This is a genomic window from Bradyrhizobium sp. CB2312 (assembly GCF_029714425.1).
Lineage (GTDB): Bacteria > Pseudomonadota > Alphaproteobacteria > Rhizobiales > Xanthobacteraceae > Bradyrhizobium.
In genome coordinates, this window is sequence record NZ_CP121668.1 from 1,359,533 (window position 1) to 1,377,805 (window position 18,273).

Genomic DNA, 18,273 nt, shown 5'->3' on the forward strand with positions numbered 1-18,273 from the left:
ACGCTTCGCTTTGCCCACCCTACAGCCGTTACGGCTGCCATCGCGGTTCAGCACTCGGTCGTGCTCACCACGCCCCAACGGCTATCATTCCGATAATGGTCAGGCACGAGGCGCAGGCCACCATGAAGGTATAGCATTCGGGTGTATTCATCGCTTCCTCCCAAACTGCAGCCAATTGCTTGGCCATTGCTACGCGGGAGAGATCGCCGGTCTTGTCGGCGGTCTTGGAGCCGCTTCAATGCGGCGTACTGCGGCCGGTCTTGCGGTGCGCCTTCGTCCCATCCTCGTCAGCCTGATCCGCAGGAAGACAATTCGCTTCGAGAGCTTCGAAGCGTTCGGTTGCGATCAGAAGCTGCTTGCGCATCTCAGCGAGACGGGCGCGGCAATATTCACGATAGAGCAGGTCCAATATGGTGGGCATGATCACCCCCATCGGGCGATATTCGATTGACTGATGTTCCACCTGCAAATTTTCGAGGTGATCCTAGCCCGTCAGATGGCTCTTCGATATGAGCCCGTTCACAGACTGCGCCAATTCCAATGCTCAACGGCTTTTGGTTGACTTGATTGTCTGCGCGATAAAAGCAACAGGGCCAATTACCTAACATGCATGTTAGCAGCACTGTGTTTCACCAAGACTTCGTCAAACAACTTAAGCGCGCCGAATTGCAACAAAGAATCCAACTACAGCGCGAAATGACTCACCATTGAGTGCACGCGCCGTTCGATGCAACGCAGACCGGCATGATGAGGTCATTTGTCTGTGAGACGGGCGGTTCGAGCGAGCGCGAATACCGTCGGGACGCCGGTACTTTCATCGCCATGCCTCGAGATCGCGCCTTCGCTTTGTCCATCCCGCGGCAGCCGGCCATTCAGGTGACATTCATCGCAAGGCGCCTATCGATGTCGGACGTTCGGGAGAATTCGATGAGATTGCCGTCCGCAGCCTTTGCCGCGAGCTTTGTGTGTCTGATCATTGCGCCGGTGCTGGCGCAAACGCCGGCGCCTGCGCCAAGTCCGACCGCCACCGTGCCGGTTCCCGCGACCAAGCGCGTGACCTGTCTTGCGACGACGCAAAATTTTAAGGGGCAGGAGAAGCGCGACCAGATGCAGCTCTGCATGGCGCAGGCGCGGCTCGATTGCCTGAAGCAGGCGATCGATCAGAAGATCGTCGGCGAAGCGCGGAAGAGTGCGATCAAGACTTGCGTGGGCATGGATGGTCCCGAGCCACAATAGCGGAGCGATGCCACGAGACCGGTGCCATAGGGTGGGCAAAGCGGCTTGTCCGCCGAAGCTCGGAGAGCGAAGGCGGAAGCGTGCCCACGTTGCTCGTCGTGATCTTGAAGAGATGGTGGGCACGGCGCTACGCGCCTTTGCCCACCCTACGAGATCTATGAAATCACGCTCACGGCTGCTTCAGCGCGCCCGGAAAGTGCCGCTGCAAGACGGCAGCAGGCGTGGCGTAGGCTTCCTGCAAATCGACGCTCCAGTATTTCAGCTCGTCGAGCGGAATGCGCGTGTCGGTGATGGCGCAGCGCACGAAGGTCCCCGGCGAGATCACGCGGAAATCGCCGTCGAGATACTGCACCTGCGCTTCGCCATGGCCCGAGGGGCCGAACTTGTTCAGCACGGTCGAAAGTCTCCGTGGAGGGGGCCGCTCCGGGGAAAACCCGGGAGGGCGATGTGTTGGACGGGATGTAGCATAGATAGGGCGGCTTGTCCGCCCGTTAAACCCACCGGTTTGTGATGTTTTGCCGCCGTTTCCCCGTGATAGTGCTGGGCCGAAGGATAGTGACGCAGACACCGATGCGCCTTCGACTGACCGCCCTGTTCCTGATGCTGCTGATCCCGGCCGCTCATGCGTCGCCGGCGCCGCAGCAGGTCGACATTCCGCTGTCGTCGGGCGTGCTTCATGCGCAGCTCTACAAGCCCGAAGGCGAGGGGCCGTTCCCGACCGTGATCGCGCTGCATGGCTGCGGCGGCCTCGGCAACCATTCAGAGCCGGTGCTGCCGCGCTATCGCGACTGGGCCGAGCACCTGCTCAAGGCTGGCAATGCCGTGCTGCTGCCCGACAGCTATGGCTCGCGCGAGCTCGGCCCGCAATGCCGCGTCAAGGAGATGCACGTCAAGGCGCGGCGCGAGCGCGTCGCCGACATCGCGGCGTCGCGCGCCTGGCTGATGAAGCAGACCTGGGTGGCGCGCAGCCGCGTCAGCCTGATCGGCTGGGCCAACGGTGCCAGCGCGCTGCTCTGGGCGGTGCGGCCGCAGGGCGGCGCGCGCGACGCGAGCCCGGATTTCCGCGCCGCCATTGCGTTCTATCCCGATTGCCGGATTTCCGCTGGTCTGGGGTGGAGCACGCGGGTGCCGACCCTGGTTTTGATCGGCGGCAATGACGATGTCTCCTCGCCGCCGGCCTGCCGCCAGATGGTGGACGGCGCGCACGGGCGCAGCGCGCTCGCGCGCATCGTGGTCTATCCCGGCGCCTATCACGATTTCGACCGCGCCAACACGCCGCTGCACGCGGCCGCTGCGAGCGGCGACGCCGCCGCACCCGAGCATGGCCATCTCGGCACGGATTCCGAGGCGCGCGCGGAGTCGCAGAAGGAGGTCGCGGAGTGGCTGGCGCGGTAAGCGGGGCCGCCCGAGGAACAAGGTGAGGCGGACAGCCCCGCATCGACCACCGCCCTGCACGGAGCCTGATGGCCGACCGGGAATCTACGGATCGCGCGCGGTACGAGTTTCAACAGGTGACGGCGCCATCATTCGACCACGATGTCGATTAAACGCAATCCTCATGCGCAATCGCATCACTCTCTTCGCCTCCGCCCTGATCGTCTTCACCGTCGCGGTCTTCCTGTTCGAAGCCCACGCCGGCGCCCCCATGCGCGCGCCGGACCATTGCGGCTTCTGGACCACGATCGACGCGGGATTGTCCTGCCGCTGAAGCTCAGCCTGCTAGTCCCGTCACCCTGAGGTGCTCGCCTCTTCGGCGAGCCTCGAAGGGCGACGGCCCGGCTGCATCTCGGCCGTACATCCTTCGAGGCTCGCTACGCGACACCTCAGGATGAGGGTCTGACATGACGGGGCTGAATGGGCTACGCACTGCCTCCACATCGTCATTGCGAGCGTAGCGAAGCAATCCAGAGTCCCTCCGCGGAACGATTCTGGATTGCTTCGTCGCAAGGGCTCCTCGCAATGACGAGGATGAGAGCGCTCGCCAAGCCACCTCGAAGCCGCCCCTCGCACCTCAGAACAAGCTGCCCTGATCCACCGGCTTGCCGACGCGCTTCGGCGCGGGCTTTGTGTCCTGCGCGGCCGGCTTCGGCTGCGCCGGCGCGCGCTTTGCCGTCGGGACGGTGCGATCCGCATCCGCGGTCGCGCCGACGCGGCCGTCCGCAAACTCGATCTCGACACGTGCGCCGGGACCGATCGAGTCCGCCGCATGCACGGGATGGCCGGCCTCATCGCGCACCAGCGCAAAGCCGCGCGCGAGCACGCTGCGATAGGACAGGGCCGAGAGCAGCTTGCCGCTGTTCTCGACGCGGGTATCGAGCCGGTGCAGCAGCGTTGCCAGCGCGCGCTGCGCGCGCTCGGCGAGGCGATGCGTGCGCTCGCGCTGGCGCGCAATCGCGTTGCGCTGCGCCTGTGCATTGGACAACTTTGAAGCGCGCAGGCGCACCTCGAGCCCGGCAAAGCGGTCGCGCCGCTGCCGCAGCAGCGAGCGTGCGGACAGGCCAAGCCGCTCGCCGCATACGGTGAGGCGGTGATCGGCCTGAGAGATCTGGCCGTGCAGCACCCGCAGCGTCAGTTTTGAACTGGCCGCGGTAAACCTGCGGAAATGCGCATGCGTGTTGGCCTTGAGACAGCGGGGCAGGGACGCGCCCGCCGAATCCAGCCGCTGCCGCGGGATCGCCAGCAGATCACCTGCCGCCGGCAGCGCACGCGCGGCGGCACGCAATTCGCTGCGACGGCTCTCCTGGGCGCGCTGCCAATAGGCGCGGGTGCGGCGACCGAGATCGGCGACCTCGACGAACAATTCGCTGCGCACGGGGACAGCCATCTCGGCCGCCGCCGTCGGTGTCGGCGCGCGCTTGTCGGCGACGAAATCGATCAGCGTGATGTCGGTCTCGTGGCCGACCGCCGAGATCAGCGGGATCATGCTCTCGGCCGCCGCGCGCACCACGATCTCCTCGTTGAACGACCAGAGGTCCTCCAGCGAGCCGCCGCCGCGCGCCACGATCAACACGTCGGGGCGCGGGATCCTGCCACCCTCGGGGAGCGCATTGAAGCCGCGGATCGCGGCCGCGACCTGCTCGGCCGAGCCTTCGCCCTGCACCTTGACCGGCCACACCAGCACGCGGCGGGGGAAACGGTCCTCGAGCCGATGGAGGATGTCGCGGATCACGGCGCCGGTCGGCGAGGTCACGACGCCGATCACCTCCGGCAGCCACGGCAGGAGCTGCTTGCGCGCCTCGTCGAACAGGCCTTCGGCGGCGAGCTTCTTCTTGCGCTCCTCCATCAGCGCCATCAGCGCGCCGATGCCGGCCGGCTCCAGCGCCTCGATCACGATCTGGTATTTCGAGGAGCCCGGATAGGTCGTGAGCTTGCCTGTCGCGATGACCTCGAGCCCCTCCTGGGGCTTGAAGCGCATGCGGCCGTGCACGCCCTTCCAGATCACCGCCTCGATCTTGGCGCTCTCGTCCTTGAGCGCGAAATAGCAGTGGCCGGAGGAGTGCGCGCCGCGAAAGCCGGAGATCTCGCCGCGGACCCGGACATGGCCGTAGGTGTCCTCCACCGTCCGCTTCAGGGACTGTGAGAGCTCGGAGACGGTGAATTCGGGCGCGTTGTGAAGTTGTTCCGCAGGCGGCATCGGCAATCGATTCGGCATTTTGGGGTCAGACCCGACGTTAAGGATTTTCGCCGCGCAGTGCCAATCCGGGGATTGATCGAAAGAGTACTCTGTATTATAGAGTTCTCTATTGTTGATGAGTTTGAGGAGGTGAGCCATGGCGATCCGGTTGCTGCGCGGCGTTTTGAACGGACTGAAATGGGTTCTCTGTGCGGTCGGCGGCGTGGCGCTGATCCTCGCCGCCATGATCGCAACGCCGCTGGAGCGGCCTCCCGAACTGCGGTCGGTCTCCGACTCCAGCAAGGGGATCGACTGGTCCACGCTGCCTCCGCTCGAGCGCTTTCAGGCCCGCGACGGCACCTGGATCGGCTTTCGCCACTACGCGCCGAACGGTCCTGCGACCGATCGCGGCGCGATCTTCATCCACGGCTCGTCCGGCTCCAGCGGCACCGTCAATCACGCGCTGACCCATGCCATCGCGGCGCGCGGGGTGGAGACCTGGGCGCTCGACATCTGCGGCCACGGCGGCTCCGGCACGCGCGGCGATATCGGCTATGTCGGCCAGCTCGAGGACGACCTCGTCGATTTCGTCGCCCATGTCCGCAAGAGCGCGCCGGATCTGCCGCTCACCCTGGTCGGCCACTCCGCCGGCGCCGGCTTCTCGCTGCGCGTTGCCGCCACCCCGATCATGCAGGACATGTTCGTGCGCACCGTGCTGCTCGCGCCCTATCTCGGCTACGACGCGCCGACCAACAAGCCGCATTCCGGCGGCTGGGCCAATGCCGACGTGCCGCGCGTCCTGGGTCTCGCCGCCCTGCGCAAGCTCGGTATCGACTGCTGCTCGCAGCTGACGGTGCTGGCCTTTGCGGTACGGCCGGACTTCGAGAAGATCCTCGTTTCCACCTATTCCGACCGCCTGATGCGCAATTTCGCCACGCGCGGCTATCGCGTCGATCTACCCGCTGCGACACATCCGATCACGATCTTCGGTGGCGCGGAGGACGAGATGATGATCTCCGACAAATATGCGGAGACCGTGCAGGCGATCAAACCGTCGGTTGACGTCAAGGTGCTCGACGGCATCAACCACATGGGCATCGTCACCAATCCGAAGGCGATCTCGGTCATCGCCGACGACGTCGCAACGCGCGGGGCAGGGCAGTCATGATCGACAGCAAGGAAGCGTCCGCAGCGCTCGCCGACATCGACGACATCGTCCAGCGCGTGAAGCAATCCCAGCTCTACGAGCTGGCAAGCCAAGCAGCGGTCTGGTGGGGCGTGCTGGTCTTCGCGGGCAATCTCGTGACCTGGCTCTGGCCGGTCTACGCGGCCTACGCCTGGGTCGTGGTGGACGTGTTGGGCGTCGGCGGCCTGGTTGCGCTCCGCCTGCTCAATCCGCCGCATCATCCCCATGGCGCAGCCTTCGACATCAGGCTGGTGCTGGTTTTCGTGCTGTTCTTCGCCTTCGGCTATCTCTGCACCAGCGTGATCGGCCATTTCGGCCCGCGTCAGCTCGGTGCGTTCTGGCCGCTCTATTTCATGCTGTTCTATACGCTGGCCGGTCTCTGGTTCGGCTACGCCTTCGTGGCGATCGGTCTTGGCATCGCCGCGCTGACGCTGATCGGTTTCTTCTACATCGGCGAGGCGTTCCCGCTGTGGATGGCCTTCGTCAATGGCGGCGGCCTGATCCTCGGCGGGCTCTGGATGCGGCGGATCTAGCGGATGGCCGAGCTCGACGACATCATCCATCAGCCGCTGCGATTGAAGATCATGGCGGCCTTGAACGCATTGCCTGCGACGGCCGGGCTGGAATTCGCGCGCCTCAAGAAGCTCACCGGCGCCACCGACGGCAATCTCGGCGCCCATATCGAGACCCTGGCCAAGGCCGGCTACGTCTCGGTCGACAAGGCCTTCGTCGGCAAGAAGCCGCAGACGACCGTCACCGCCACCGCGACGGGGCGCGGCGCCTTCGCGCGCCATGTCGCGACGCTGCAGGAGATCATCGCGGGGAAGCAGGTGTAGTCTATCGGCAAGGCCGGTACTGTTGGGTGGGGGACTGCCAGCGGGCCACTCATTGTAAACCTAGCGTTTTGGGAGCGCCGGTTAGATGTCTCGTAGCAGGCTTTTGGAGGTCAGCGCGTTGGCTGGATCAATCATGCTCGTGTCCTAGAACCGGAGCGCCCGGCCGCCAGCCTGCTCAGCCAATGCTACGAATGCTTCGCGCGCGGTGATGCACGGGACTTCAGCGCCGCGTCGCCTCAATCACACTTTGCACAGCGAATCTCGCGGATGCCACCTTGTTGTTGTCGCGGATCGCGTCGAGGATAAACGCCTGAGCGTATCTCTCCAGTTCAGGCGACAGGACGATCCGCTGTCCTTTGTGCACGAGGTCTCCGCGGAGGTCCATCAAGGCGAGTACCTTCTCTAACGCGGCCTTATGTAACTCTGAATCTTTCCGATATAGGCGGCTAAGATAGTTCTTTATGTTCTTTCCCGTTAGAATTTCGAGCGCCGTGACATAAGAAACTACTTTTGAGGCGTTGTCGTTTGCCGAGAACGCTGACCCAGCGAACCAGAGCGCGGCATGGGTCCGATTATTCCGCGCATCAAATCGAGTGTCTGGATTGTCATCGGCGAACTTTATTGGTGCCCAATCGACAGGGGACGGACCAACAACGCCGAGCGCTCCGCTGAGGAACTTTTTGCGAGTAGTGCAGAAGTAGGAGGAGAACAGGCAGCGACCAAGCAAGACATTCCCGGACAGTAGCGAGATTAGCCCAAGCGCATCAAACGATCCTGTGAGAGCGGGTGCCTCACGATCATGATCAGATTGACGAGATGCCAATATCATCAACGTCTGATCGCTTAGAATGATCTTGCGCGCAGTGACGTGGATCGCGCCAGCTTCCGCACTGTACGAAAAAGATAGCGTCTCGACCGGAATTGAGAACTCTAACTTGTCGTCGATTGTTACGAACTTAATCATGCCATCGTCGGGTAGTTCGACGGAGCGAGGGAGATATGCTTGCACAAATTCTTGCGTAAAATCCGGGCGACCACGCCATGAGTAGGCTCTTACGTGAAATACTCCATTATCATCCTGACTAGGTTCTGATTTTGGAAAGGCGGTCAGGGTGTCAGCTAGATGAACTTCAAACGCCGAAGGCTCATCCGCGAACCACACCCAAAATCGATCTCCAACCGTTGCCCGGTTTGTTGGCTCCTTTGGATTTCTCTGGTCGATTGATCCGGTCGCGCCCATGATTCTGCCGTTGCTATTTTCCTTAGCGTCACCGCCTGCCGATGCGCTTGGCGAACGCCTCTCGCAGCGGAGCGAGACTCTTGTCCGGACGCTCCGCCAGCTTGCGTGCTCGCGCGTGCCTTCGCACGATCTGCGAGCCCATTTTGCCGCACCGTCGCTTAAGGCCATCCACCTTTGAGCAAATGGCACTTCTTGTATTTCTTGCCGCTACCGCAAGGGCATTTTTCGTTCCGACCGATCTTTGGATTCTTGCCGGCCTGCTTGATCAATGACTCCAACGCATCAATAGATCGCGCCTGTGGCATGTTGGCGGTGGCGGCGTCCATCGCGGCATCCTTTTCCCAAGGAAATTCGATCAATCCACCAAAGCGTACAGTACCGGAGCCGGGCTCCAGGAGTAAACCCGCCCATCTCCCAGCCTTCACGCTGTACTTGCGCAACTCGCAGTGGCGTCGAAGTCTTTCATCCGCGATTCCATTCGGCAGGTTGTTGGTATGAACGGTGATGCCGCTTGCCGCTTCTGAACTCGCGACCGTGATGTCGTGGTGCTTTTTCTCCTTTGCGGCGGCAGCAACTATTGCATCGATCCCTCGGCTTAGCTTTCTGACACTCTCCTCGCCAAATTTCAGCAATTCGAGGCCGACGCCAATGGCCGCCGGCTCAGAGCGGCGCTCGATCTGATTTATAATGCGGCCAACTGCCGTCTCTTTGAGAACGGTGAGGATGCCCGGTGGCACCTTCTCACCCGGCAAGCCATCGCGGCGAGCCGCCATCGCAACGTCCAGATCGACGCTGAGATCATCTTCGAGCGCGATGAAGTCGTTCTCGCCAAGCCACAGATTGCGTTTGAGGTGAAATCCTAGCGCGTTGATCTCATGCGTTCTCGCCAGCTCTTGCGCGCAACTCGAGATAGCTCAAAAACCGCAAGGGAGTTTCTAGAAATTCAGTGACGACGTCGATAAAGAATACGTCGCACACGAGCGGAGTTTGGATGACGCTCGTTGTCTTGAAGGAAAGAAACTGCCGAGCCTGAAAGCTTAGAGCGGGGTAATGATCAGATACAGCGCAGATTGGATAGACCTGCTTGAGCGACGGAAGCGCGATCTCATTTCCTTCAGAGTCAGTGAACGTCACCGAATTGCTGATTAGCTTTTCGCTGCATAGCATCGCTTGGTCACAAGCATCCTGCACAGCGCCTTTGAAATCGGCTCGAAGCTGAAGGTCGTTTCCCTTGCGTGCAGCCAAAGTAAGCTTTTTGGACTTTGACTGCAGAACGATGGCGCGATCTCCGAAGAGAACGAGCGTATCGATCTCGCTGACCTTCTTCTTGCGTGCCTTCGTTTCCCAGATGTCGACATTTCGGAGCACTTTGGTGCTGCCGAACACTCTCTCCAGTCGATCGGCGGTAAATTTTTCTGCGAATAGACCGCGATTTGTCATCGCGGTCGCCTCATAAGGCTTGTCGGCCGCCATCCAATAAAACGGGGTTTCGTACAACGCTTCGGCGAGGCTCGCATAGAGAAAGAGAGTATAAGTCCCGTCCTTTTCCTTAAGGATCGGAAACGCATTTACAGCATTGAACTCATGGAGCGCGGTAAAGGTTGGGTTGCCGTCATCAGGAAAACAAAATGCAGCAAGCACCGCGTCAACTGTCGCGGGATGAATACCGGCACCAGTGACGACATCGGCCGCTGTGAATCCGAATCCACCCAACATGGTCCATTGTTCGGTCGGCAACCCTTTTAAGCTCTTGAGGGTCTTCAACAGATTTTCGCTAAGAAATTCAGAGATCGCGGTGACAACCTTCTGGGCGTCTTCTGCAGAGAACCCCTTATTCTCGGCCAACCACGTGCCATCCCTGCCATACTTCAAAACGGACAAGTCGCGGTATTGCGATGAATAAGCAGACTCCGCGCCATAAAATATTGGCTCGCGCAACAACGCCGCCCCGGTAAAGGGATTGGTCGATCCCGAAGGATCAGCAAAAGCAGCGGCCAGCGCCGCCCTTGCGGGTTCGTTTAGCGCTTCGTGCAGCTCCTTCAGAAGTACTTCTGTGCGTTCAAGATACGACTGGAGTGTCTTCTCGTCAGGGAGCGTCAGGTCGCGTGGCGCTCTAAGCATCAAGCCGATGAGCGTCGAGATTTCGGTGCGGATAAGTCGGTCGAGCGAGAACAGCTTTGCGTAATCTTCACCACGAATTACGTCGCCAAAGCCGATAACGTGATCTCGGTAGCAGAAGTGCGCGATAGCGTGAATGTAACCAGGGCTTACGCACAGGGCCGCGAGATCATCGAAGATCGCTTGTTCTGGGCGAGGGAGAAGAGCTCGAGGAATTGAAACCATGTTGAAAACTCAAGAGCAAGGGGCGGCATTCAGAATGATCAATTAAGAGTTGTAGCTCGGTGATCCGGCAGAACCAAGCCGGTATGCCCCTTTGCGTCACGGCGCAGGGCCACATGCGACGAGCCCAAACCGTGCTTGGACTGAGTCGGCTATAGGGCTCGAAAGGAGGTCTTTGTGCCCGGGCCGACGCCTGCACTGCGCGTCCTGGAATGACGGGAAGGTTGTGGTACCCCCCTTGAGCCCCACCCCGATTCGTGCGACCTCCGCCCCCAGCAAAACCCCTCATTTCGAGCCCTCGATGCACATTCTCCTGCTTGGTTCCGGCGGCCGCGAACATGCCCTGGCGTGGAAGATCGCAGCCTCTCCCCTCGTGACCAAATTCTGGTGCGCGCCCGGCAATGCCGGCATGGCGCGCGAGGCGGAGTGCGTGGCGCTCGATATCGCCGACCATGCCGCGGTGATCGAGTTCTGCAAGAAGAATGCGGTCGAGCTCGTGGTGGTCGGCCCGGAGACGCCGCTCGCTGCCGGCATCGTCGATGATCTCTCGGCCGCCGGCATCAAGGCATTCGGGCCGAGCGGCGCGGCCGCGCAGCTTGAAAGCTCCAAGGGGTTCACCAAGGCGCTCTGCACCGAATTCGGCATTCCGACCGGCGCCTACAAGCGCTTCACCAAGCCTGAGGATGCGCGCGACTACGTCAACAGCCAGGGTGCGCCGATCGTCGTCAAGGCCGACGGCCTTGCCGCCGGCAAGGGCGTCGTCGTCGCCAAGACCGTGCGCGAGGCCGAGGACGCCATCGCCATGATGTTCGAGGGCGCCTTTGGCGAGGCGGGGGCCGAGGTCGTGATCGAGGAATTCCTGCCCGGCCGCGAGATCAGCTTCTTCGCGCTCTGCGACGGCGAGACCGCCATCCCGCTCGCCTCGGCGCAGGACCACAAGCGCGTGTTCGACCATGATGTCGGCCCGAACACCGGCGGCATGGGTGCCTATTCGCCGACGCCGCTGGTGACGCCCGCGATCCACGATGCGATCATGGCGAAGATCATCCTGCCGACGGTCGCTGGCATGAAGCAGCGCGGCACGCCGTTCCGCGGCATTCTCTACGCCGGCATCATGCTGACGACGCAGGGGCCAAAGCTGTTCGAGTTCAACGTCCGCTTCGGCGATCCCGAGTGCCAGGTGCTGATGCTGCGCATGATGTCGGACATCGTGCCGGCGTTCCTCGCCGCCTGCGACGGGGAGCTCAAGCATTTCGACCTGCGCTGGCATCCGGAATCCGCGCTGACCGTGGTGATGGCGGCGAAGGGCTATCCCGGCGATTACCAGAAGGGCACGCGCATCGAGGGGCTCGATGACGCCGCCAAGGTCGATACCGTCGAGATCTTCCACGCCGGCACGGTCGAGAAGGACGGTGCGATCCTCGCCAATGGCGGCCGCGTGCTCAATGTCTGCGCGCTCGGCAAGACCGTGACGGAGGCGCAGAGCCGCGCCTATCAGGCTGTCGACCGGATCAACTGGCCGGACGGCTTCTGCCGCCGCGACATCGGCTGGCAGGCGGTGGAAGCGGAGAAGGCCAAGGGCTGACAGGCTTTTTGCCGGCCGGCGCGCGATTCCTGCGCGCGCCCGTCGGCACTCCAAGAATGCACAGGCAGGCCTTGAACTTAGCTACTGTGCATGGGGTTGTTTTCGACTTTCATGTCGAGGCGCCCCCGCGACTGACCAGACAAGGATGCAGAAAGATGTCCGATCTCGCCGACCTCTATCCCGGCTTCGCCTCGGAATGGATCAACACTTCCTTCGGCCGCATCTTCGCCCGCGTCGGCGGCAGCGGCCCGCCGCTGTTGCTGCTGCACGGCTTCTCCGAGACGCATGTGATGTGGCACCGCGTGGCGCCCGAGCTTGCCGACAGGTTCACGCTGATCATCGCCGACCTGCCCGGCTATGGCTGGTCCGACATGCCCGAGAGCGATGCGCTGCACATCCCCTACAGCAAGCGCGCGATGGCGAAAGCCATGGTCGAGGCGATGGAGCGGCTCGGCCACGTCCACTTCGCGCTCGCCGGCCACGACCGCGGCGGCCGCGTCTCGTATCGTCTGGCGCTCGATCATCCCGGCCGGCTGTCGAAGCTCGCCGTGCTCGATATCCTGCCGACCTATAATTACTGGGAGCGGATGAACCGCGCCTACGCGCTGAAGATCTATCACTGGACCTTCCTCGCCCAGCCCGCGCCGCTGCCTGAGACGCTGATATCTGGCAATGGCGAGTTCTTCCTGCGCTTCAAGATGGCGAGCCAGACCAAGTCGAAGACGCTGGATGCGATCGACAAGCGCGCGCTCGAGCACTACCTCGCCCCCTTCCGCGACCCCGCTCGCGTGCACGCGATGTGTGAGGACTACCGTGCCGGCGCCTATTTCGACTACGACCTCGACAAGGCCGATTTCGAGGCCGGCAAGAAGATCACGGTGCCGATGCTCGCCTTGTGGGGCAATGCCGGCATAGCGCAGGCCGCCGCGACGCCGCTCGACACCTGGAAGCAATGGGCGACCAACGTGGACGGCATGCCGGTGGATTCGGGGCACTTCCTCACCGAGGAGAACCCTGATGTGACCGCGAAGGCGCTGCGCGAGTTCTTCCTCGCGCCTTAGCGGCGCTCCCGAAAAAACTCCTTGAGCAGCCGCGCCGCCTCGCTCTCACCGACGCCGGAATAGACATCCGGCGCGTGGTGGCAGGTCGGCGAGGCAAAGAACCGCACGCCAGACTCGACCGCGCCGCCCTTGGGGTCGGCCGCGCCGTAATAGAGCCGGCGGACCCTTGCAAAGGAGATCGCGCCCGCACACATGGTGCAGGGCTCCAGCGTCACGTAGAGGTCGCAGTCGACGAGGCGCTCGCTGCCGATCTTCCTGGCCGCCTCGCGCAGCGCGATGATCTCGGCATGGCCGGTGGGGTCATGGTCGGTCAGCGTCCGGTTGGCGGCGGTGGCGATGACCTCGTAATTGCGGACCACCACGCATCCGATCGGAACCTCGCCCGATTTTCCGGCGTTTTCGGCCGTCCTGAGCGCCAAATCCATGAAAGAAGGGGCTTTCATGCCTCGTATCATCGCCAGAAACCTGCTAGTAGCTCCGCCTTCAGCAAGAGTGAATACCGGTTTTGCCTGAGCATGCGGCTCGGAACGAGCGCGCGCACTGCTCCCGCGCCGCCCCCTTAAGTGAGATTATTCATGCCTCGCGACAGCGACAAAGACAACGATTCCCGCGGCCGGCGAGGCCCGGCCAAAGGCGGCCGCAGCGGCAAGCCGCGCGGTCCCGAGAAGAAGTTCGCCAAGCGCGGCTTTGAGGGCAAAAGCGAGCGTAGGGACGACCGCGACAGCCGTCCGCCCCGCGGCGACCGCGACAGCCGCCCGTACCGCCGCCGCGAGGAGGGCGATGCCCCGCGCCGCGATTTCTCCGACCGCCCGCGCTTCAAACGCGACGACCGCGGCGGCGAGGGCCGCGGCGAGCGCAGCTTCAAGCCGCGGGGGGACCGTCCCTTTTCTGATCGCGGAGCGCGCGATGGCGAGAAGCGCTCCTTCAAGCCGCGCGGTGATCGCCCCTCCCATGGCCGCGACGACCGTCCGCAGCGCAGCCGGGATCGCGATGATGCGCGTCCAGCCGGTCGCTTCGGCGACAAGAAGTTCGGCGACAAGCGGCCGTATGCGCCGCGCGGCGAGCGTCCGGAGCGCAAGTTCGACGGCGAGCGAAAGTTCTCGCGCGATCGTGGCGAGCGGAGCGATTCAAAGCCGTGGCAGAAGCGCGAGGATCGTCCGCGCAGCGATCGCCCCCGCAAGAGCTTCGACAAGGATTTCGGCGGCCGCGATCGCGGCGAGGAAAAGCCCTGGCGTCAGCGCGATGATCGCCGCGAGGGCGGCCGTGGCGGCGAGGACCGTCCGCGCTTCTCGCGCTCGCGCGATGATCGGGCGTCAGGTGATCGTCCGTTCCGCGATCGGCCGAAATTCGATCGGCCGCGTGACCGCGACAGCGAACGTGGTGACCGCCCGAAATTCGATCGCCCGCGCCAGCGGCCTGAAGGCCGGATGGACTGGCAGGAGCATCCGCGCAGCGAGGGCCGCTTCCGTGATCGCCCGCGCCGCGACAACGAGGACGACAGCAGGATCTTCGAGAAGCGTCCGGCCTTCGGCGGGCGCGGCGCCTATCGCGAGCGCGACCGCGATTTCGAAGGGCGGCCGCGCCGCGACGAGGCGCCGAAGCCGAAGAAGACCGGTGAGCGCATCGCCAAGGCGCTGGCCCGTGCGGGCCTCGCCTCGCGCCGCGATGCCGAGGAAATGGTCACGCAGGGTCGCGTCACCGTCAACGGCCGTGTCATCAACTCGCCGGCGCTCGACATCACGCAGAACGACGTCGTCCTGGTCGACGGCAAGCCGTTGCCGCCGCGCGAGCGCACCCGACTGTTTCTCTATCACAAGCCGCGCGGGCTGATGACGACACATGACGATCCCGAGGGGCGTCCGACCGTGTTCGACAATCTGCCCGAAGGCCTGCCGCGGCTGATCAGCGTCGGCCGGCTCGACTTCAACACCGAAGGCCTGTTGCTGCTCACCAATGACGGCGGGCTCGCGCGCACGCTCGAGCTGCCGGACACCGGCTGGCTGCGCCGCTACCGCGTTCGCGCCCATGGCGACGTGACGCAGGCGCAGCTCGATCAGCTCAAGAGCGGCATCGAGGTCGAGGGCGTCAAATACGGTCCGATCGAGGCGACGCTGGAGCGCGACCAGGGCGCCAATGTCTGGCTGGTGTTCGCGATCCGCGAAGGCAAGAACCGCGAGGTGCGCAACGTCTGCGCCCATCTCGGGCTCGAGGTGAACCGGCTGATCCGGGTGTCCTACGGCCCTTTCCAGCTCGGCGAGATTCCCGAAGGCCAGGTCGACGAGATCAAGTCGCGCGTGCTGCGCGAGCAGCTCGGCGACAAGGTGATCGAGAAGTCGGGCGCCGAGTTCGACGTGCCCGCGAAATCCGCCGGTCGCGGTGACGAAGCGCCGAAGAAGCCGATGAAGCGCGCCGTGATCGCCGACCGCAAGGGCCGCCGCGTGCTGGTGCAGCGCACCGGCAGCGAGGAGGCGCGCGAGCGCAACGAGATGGAGGCGAACGGCTACGGCCCGCCGCGCCGTCCCAAGCGCGGCTATCACGGCAAGCGCGACCTGACGCCGCGGGAGGACTAGCTTGCGCGTCGTCGGCGGAAGGTTGAAGGGGCGCAATCTCGCCTCACCGTCCTCGCGCGACATCCGCCCGACCGCGGATCGCTTGCGCGAGTCCGTGTTCAACATCCTCGTGCACGCTTATGACGATCCGATCGAGGATGCGCGCGTGCTCGATCTCTTCGCCGGCACCGGCGCGCTCGGCATCGAGGCGTCGTCACGCGGCGCGAAGTTCACGCTGTTCGTCGACAACGGCGCGGAGGCGCGGGCGCTGCTGCGCAACAATGTGGAATCGCTGGGCCTCGGCGGCGTGACAAAAGTCTATCGCCGCGATGCCACCGATCTCGGCCCCGCCCATCCCGTCGAGCCGTTCTCGCTGGTGTTCCTCGATCCGCCCTATGGCAAGGGCTTTGCGGAGAAGGCGCTTGTGTCCCTGCGCGATGGCGGCTGGCTGACGCCGGGCGCGCTGCTGGTGGTGGAAGAGGCCAAGGCCGCGCAGTTCGTGACGCCGGAAGGGTATGAGGAATTGGAGCGCCGGGCGTACGACGACACGGAGTTTGTGTTTTTGAAGAAGCCGTAGCGCCGCTGCCGTAGGGTGGGCAGAGCGAAGCGTGCCCACCACCTGTCTCGATCATGCAGAGGTCGTGGGCACGGCGCTCTGCGCCTTTGCCCACCCTACGGCAGCGCGATTACGGCACCGTCACCTTCTCCCGAACAGCTTCTCGACATCAGCGAGCTTCAACTCGACATAGGTCGGCCGGCCGTGATTGCACTGGCCGGAGTTCGGCGTCTCCTCCATCTCGCGGAGCAGGGCGTTCATCTCCTCGGGCCGCAGCCTACGGCCGGCGCGGACCGAACCGTGGCAGGCCATGGTGGCAGCGACGTGCATCAGGCGGCGTTCGAGAGGAAGCGCCTCGTCCCATTCGGCCATGTGCTCGGAGAGATCGCGCAGCAGCCCGCCGGCATTGGTCTTGCCCAGCAGTGACGGCGTCTCGCGGACCGCGACCGCGCCCGGGCCGAAGGATTCGATCGCGAGGCCAAACGAGGCCAGCTCCTCGCTGCGCTCCAGCAGGCGCTCCACCGTGGCCTCGTCCATCTCGACGATCTCGGGGATCAGGAGGATCTGCCGCTGCACGCCGTTCGCGGCCAGCGAGGCCTTGAGCCGCTCATAGACGATGCGCTCATGCGCGGCGTGCTGGTCGACGATGATGAGGCCGTCCCGGGTCTGCGAGACGATATAGGTCTCGTGGATCTGCGTGCGCGCCGCGCCGAGCGGGCGATCGACGAGGTCCGCTACCGGCTGTGTTTCGATCCTGATGTCAGCGCTCGGGGCGCCGACATCGAACGTAGCCTGTGCGCGCTCCGCGAAGACGGGCGCGGCGGAGCCTTCGAATGACGGCATCGGCGCGACCGGAGCGGATGGCGAGGCGCGCCAGTCCCAGCCTGCCGGGCGCTGCGGCGCGAAGGCGGGCCGGAACGAGGCCAAGGCGCTCTCGCCGCTGTTGGCGGCGGTGCGGCGGCCCTCGCGCGCGAGCCCTTCCTTCAGTCCGTGCACGATCAGCGCGCGGACGAGGCCGGCATTGCGGAAGCGCACCTCGGTCTTGGCCGGATGCACGTTGGCATCGACCTCGCGCGGATCGAGCGTGACGAACAGCGCCAGCACCGGATGCCGGTCGCGCGGCAGGTAGTCGGCATAGGCCCCGCGCACCGCCCCGAGGATCAGCTTGTCGCGGACCGGGCGGCCATTGACGAAGAGATATTGCCCGAGCGCGTTGGCCTTGGTCAGCGCGGGCGCCGCTGCATAGCCGGCAACGACGACGCCCTCGCGCTCGGCGTGGACCTCGAAGGCATGGCTGCGGAACTCCGCGCCCAGGATGTCGCCGAGCCGCGTCAGGCGGCCGGCTGCGCCCGGCAACGCTGCGGCCCAGGTCACCGGCGCGCGCTCTTCGCCCGCCAGTGTGAAGGCGACGTCGGGCCGTGCCATCGCAAGTCGCCGCACCACCTCGCGGATCGCTTCCGCCTCGGTGCGGTCGGTCTTCAAGAACTTCAGCCGCGCCGGCGTCGCATAGAAGAGATCGTTGACCTCGACGCGGGTGCCGTGGGCCAGTGCCGCCGGCATGATCTCGGACTTCTCGCCGCCCTCGACCGTCAGCGCCCAGGCGTGCGGCTCGCTGGCATGCCGCGTGGTGATGGACAGCCGCGCCACCGAACCGATCGAGGGCAACGCTTCGCCGCGGAACCCGAGCGTGCGGATCTGGAGCAGATCCTCGTCGTCGAGTTTTGACGTGGCATGGCGCTCGACCGCGAGCGCGAGGTCTTTTGCGGTCATGCCGCTGCCGTCGTCGGTGATGCCGATTCGCCGGCGGCCGCCGCCATCGGTGAAGACGTCGATCCGGCTCGCGCCGGCGTCGATGGCGTTCTCGACCAGTTCCTTGACCACGCTCGCCGGACGCTCGACCACCTCGCCGGCGGCGATGCGGTTGACGACCTGTTCTGGCAATTGGCGGACGGGCATGGGCTCTGGGCTTAGGCTTGCGATCTGGATTCGCTGACGGCGCTATCTTAAGCCGTGTTGCGTCAAAAGCATGTGTTGGGCAACAGCCGTGTGGCGGGCTGGGGAAGAGGGCTGC

The 18,273-nt window shown here is 64.1% G+C and carries 18 protein-coding genes; 10 read left to right on the top strand and 8 right to left on the bottom strand.

Going from position 1 to position 18,273, the window contains the following annotated elements; all coding sequences use genetic code 11:
- Positions 1 to 235: 235 nt before the first annotated feature.
- Positions 236 to 463 (bottom strand): hypothetical protein, encoded by a 228-nt coding sequence (locus QA642_RS06440; protein WP_283086815.1) that lies wholly within the window; start codon positions 461 to 463, stop codon positions 236 to 238.
- A gap of 464 nt (positions 464 to 927) precedes the next feature.
- Between QA642_RS06440 and QA642_RS06445 the strand changes: the two genes are divergently transcribed.
- Positions 928 to 1,236, top strand: a complete 309-nt coding sequence (locus QA642_RS06445) for a hypothetical protein (RefSeq protein WP_283083914.1) — start codon at positions 928 to 930, stop codon at positions 1,234 to 1,236.
- A 169-nt stretch (positions 1,237 to 1,405) separates the two neighbouring features.
- Here the strand turns inward: QA642_RS06445 and QA642_RS06450 are convergent, their stop codons facing one another.
- Positions 1,406 to 1,630, bottom strand: a complete 225-nt coding sequence (locus QA642_RS06450) for a DUF2093 domain-containing protein (protein WP_027563082.1) — start codon at positions 1,628 to 1,630, stop codon at positions 1,406 to 1,408.
- Positions 1,631 to 1,806: 176 nt separating this feature from the next.
- On the opposite strand from QA642_RS06450, the gene QA642_RS06455 reads away from it, so the two are divergent.
- Entirely contained in the window at positions 1,807 to 2,631 is an 825-nt protein-coding gene (locus tag QA642_RS06455; RefSeq protein WP_283083915.1) for a dienelactone hydrolase family protein, read from the top strand.
- A gap of 163 nt (positions 2,632 to 2,794) precedes the next feature.
- Positions 2,795 to 2,944: a hypothetical protein gene (locus QA642_RS06460; protein ID WP_167336549.1), complete on the top strand. Its 150-nt coding sequence runs from the start codon at positions 2,795 to 2,797 to the stop codon at positions 2,942 to 2,944.
- 303 nt (positions 2,945 to 3,247) lie between these two features.
- On the opposite strand, the gene xseA is transcribed toward QA642_RS06460, so the two are convergent.
- Positions 3,248 to 4,870, bottom strand: coding sequence for an exodeoxyribonuclease VII large subunit (gene xseA / locus QA642_RS06465; RefSeq protein WP_283086816.1), 1,623 nt, complete (start codon positions 4,868 to 4,870; stop codon positions 3,248 to 3,250).
- Between the two features lie 136 nt (positions 4,871 to 5,006).
- Between xseA and QA642_RS06470 the strand changes: the two genes are divergently transcribed.
- Genes QA642_RS06470 through QA642_RS06480 form a run of 3 tightly spaced genes read left to right on the top strand, consistent with a single transcriptional unit; the run spans position 5,007 to position 6,871 of the window.
- Positions 5,007 to 6,017 (top strand): alpha/beta fold hydrolase, encoded by a 1,011-nt coding sequence (locus tag QA642_RS06470; RefSeq protein ID WP_283083916.1) that lies wholly within the window; start codon positions 5,007 to 5,009, stop codon positions 6,015 to 6,017.
- Entirely contained in the window at positions 6,014 to 6,568 is a 555-nt protein-coding gene (locus QA642_RS06475) for a hypothetical protein (protein WP_283083917.1), read from the top strand. Before QA642_RS06470 ends, QA642_RS06475 begins: the two co-directional genes overlap by 4 nt.
- Before the next feature lie 3 nt (positions 6,569 to 6,571).
- Entirely contained in the window at positions 6,572 to 6,871 is a 300-nt protein-coding gene (locus QA642_RS06480; protein WP_283083918.1) for a transcriptional regulator, read from the top strand.
- A gap of 220 nt (positions 6,872 to 7,091) precedes the next feature.
- Here the strand turns inward: QA642_RS06480 and QA642_RS06485 are convergent, their stop codons facing one another.
- From QA642_RS06485 to QA642_RS06495, 3 genes are all read right to left on the bottom strand, one after another.
- The gene (locus tag QA642_RS06485; RefSeq protein WP_283083919.1) at positions 7,092 to 8,111 is read right to left on the bottom strand and encodes a HEPN domain-containing protein; all 1,020 of its coding nucleotides are present in this window, start codon (positions 8,109 to 8,111) and stop codon (positions 7,092 to 7,094) included.
- A gap of 158 nt (positions 8,112 to 8,269) precedes the next feature.
- Positions 8,270 to 8,884 (bottom strand): SEC-C metal-binding domain-containing protein, encoded by a 615-nt coding sequence (locus tag QA642_RS06490; RefSeq protein ID WP_283083920.1) that lies wholly within the window; start codon positions 8,882 to 8,884, stop codon positions 8,270 to 8,272.
- A gap of 100 nt (positions 8,885 to 8,984) precedes the next feature.
- On the bottom strand, positions 8,985 to 10,454 hold the full coding sequence (locus QA642_RS06495) for a nuclease-related domain-containing protein (RefSeq protein ID WP_283083921.1): 1,470 nt from the start codon (positions 10,452 to 10,454) through the stop codon (positions 8,985 to 8,987).
- A gap of 298 nt (positions 10,455 to 10,752) precedes the next feature.
- Here QA642_RS06495 and purD point away from each other — a divergent pair, with 298 nt between their 5' ends.
- Together purD and QA642_RS06505 are read left to right on the top strand one after the other, a co-directional pair.
- On the top strand, positions 10,753 to 12,036 hold the full coding sequence (gene purD / locus QA642_RS06500; protein ID WP_283083922.1) for a phosphoribosylamine--glycine ligase: 1,284 nt from the start codon (positions 10,753 to 10,755) through the stop codon (positions 12,034 to 12,036).
- Positions 12,037 to 12,191: 155 nt separating this feature from the next.
- Positions 12,192 to 13,097: an alpha/beta hydrolase gene (locus QA642_RS06505; RefSeq protein WP_283083923.1), complete on the top strand. Its 906-nt coding sequence runs from the start codon at positions 12,192 to 12,194 to the stop codon at positions 13,095 to 13,097.
- On the opposite strand, the gene QA642_RS06510 is transcribed toward QA642_RS06505, so the two are convergent.
- Positions 13,094 to 13,552, bottom strand: a complete 459-nt coding sequence (locus QA642_RS06510) for a nucleoside deaminase (RefSeq protein ID WP_283083924.1) — start codon at positions 13,550 to 13,552, stop codon at positions 13,094 to 13,096. The two genes, QA642_RS06505 and QA642_RS06510, sit on opposite strands and share 4 nt — an antisense overlap.
- A gap of 120 nt (positions 13,553 to 13,672) precedes the next feature.
- Between QA642_RS06510 and QA642_RS06515 the strand changes: the two genes are divergently transcribed.
- Entirely contained in the window at positions 13,673 to 15,667 is a 1,995-nt protein-coding gene (locus QA642_RS06515; protein WP_283083925.1) for a pseudouridine synthase, read from the top strand.
- 1 nt (position 15,668) lies between these two features.
- A complete protein-coding gene (rsmD, locus tag QA642_RS06520; protein ID WP_283083926.1) occupies positions 15,669 to 16,223 on the top strand; it encodes a 16S rRNA (guanine(966)-N(2))-methyltransferase RsmD in 555 nt (184 codons plus the stop codon).
- A gap of 120 nt (positions 16,224 to 16,343) precedes the next feature.
- Here the strand turns inward: rsmD and mutL are convergent, their stop codons facing one another.
- Positions 16,344 to 18,158: a DNA mismatch repair endonuclease MutL gene (gene mutL, locus QA642_RS06525; protein WP_283083927.1), complete on the bottom strand. Its 1,815-nt coding sequence runs from the start codon at positions 18,156 to 18,158 to the stop codon at positions 16,344 to 16,346.
- Positions 18,159 to 18,273: the final 115 nt, after the last annotated feature.

Coding starts and splice junctions, on each gene's coding strand:
- QA642_RS06455 (WP_283083915.1), top strand. CDS start 1,807: ATGCGCCTTCGACTGACCGCCCTGTTCCTGATGCTGCTGATCCCGGCC.
- QA642_RS06510 (WP_283083924.1), bottom strand. CDS start 13,552: ATGATACGAGGCATGAAAGCCCCTTCTTTCATGGATTTGGCGCTCAGG.
- xseA (WP_283086816.1), bottom strand. CDS start 4,870: ATGCCGCCTGCGGAACAACTTCACAACGCGCCCGAATTCACCGTCTCC.
- QA642_RS06460 (WP_167336549.1), top strand. CDS start 2,795: ATGCGCAATCGCATCACTCTCTTCGCCTCCGCCCTGATCGTCTTCACC.
- QA642_RS06480 (WP_283083918.1), top strand. CDS start 6,572: ATGGCCGAGCTCGACGACATCATCCATCAGCCGCTGCGATTGAAGATC.
- QA642_RS06475 (WP_283083917.1), top strand. CDS start 6,014: ATGATCGACAGCAAGGAAGCGTCCGCAGCGCTCGCCGACATCGACGAC.
- QA642_RS06470 (WP_283083916.1), top strand. CDS start 5,007: ATGGCGATCCGGTTGCTGCGCGGCGTTTTGAACGGACTGAAATGGGTT.
- mutL (WP_283083927.1), bottom strand. CDS start 18,158: ATGCCCGTCCGCCAATTGCCAGAACAGGTCGTCAACCGCATCGCCGCC.
- QA642_RS06515 (WP_283083925.1), top strand. CDS start 13,673: ATGCCTCGCGACAGCGACAAAGACAACGATTCCCGCGGCCGGCGAGGC.
- QA642_RS06445 (WP_283083914.1), top strand. CDS start 928: ATGAGATTGCCGTCCGCAGCCTTTGCCGCGAGCTTTGTGTGTCTGATC.
- QA642_RS06505 (WP_283083923.1), top strand. CDS start 12,192: ATGTCCGATCTCGCCGACCTCTATCCCGGCTTCGCCTCGGAATGGATC.
- QA642_RS06490 (WP_283083920.1), bottom strand. CDS start 8,884: ATGGCGGCTCGCCGCGATGGCTTGCCGGGTGAGAAGGTGCCACCGGGC.
- QA642_RS06495 (WP_283083921.1), bottom strand. CDS start 10,454: ATGGTTTCAATTCCTCGAGCTCTTCTCCCTCGCCCAGAACAAGCGATC.
- QA642_RS06485 (WP_283083919.1), bottom strand. CDS start 8,111: ATGGGCGCGACCGGATCAATCGACCAGAGAAATCCAAAGGAGCCAACA.
- purD (WP_283083922.1), top strand. CDS start 10,753: ATGCACATTCTCCTGCTTGGTTCCGGCGGCCGCGAACATGCCCTGGCG.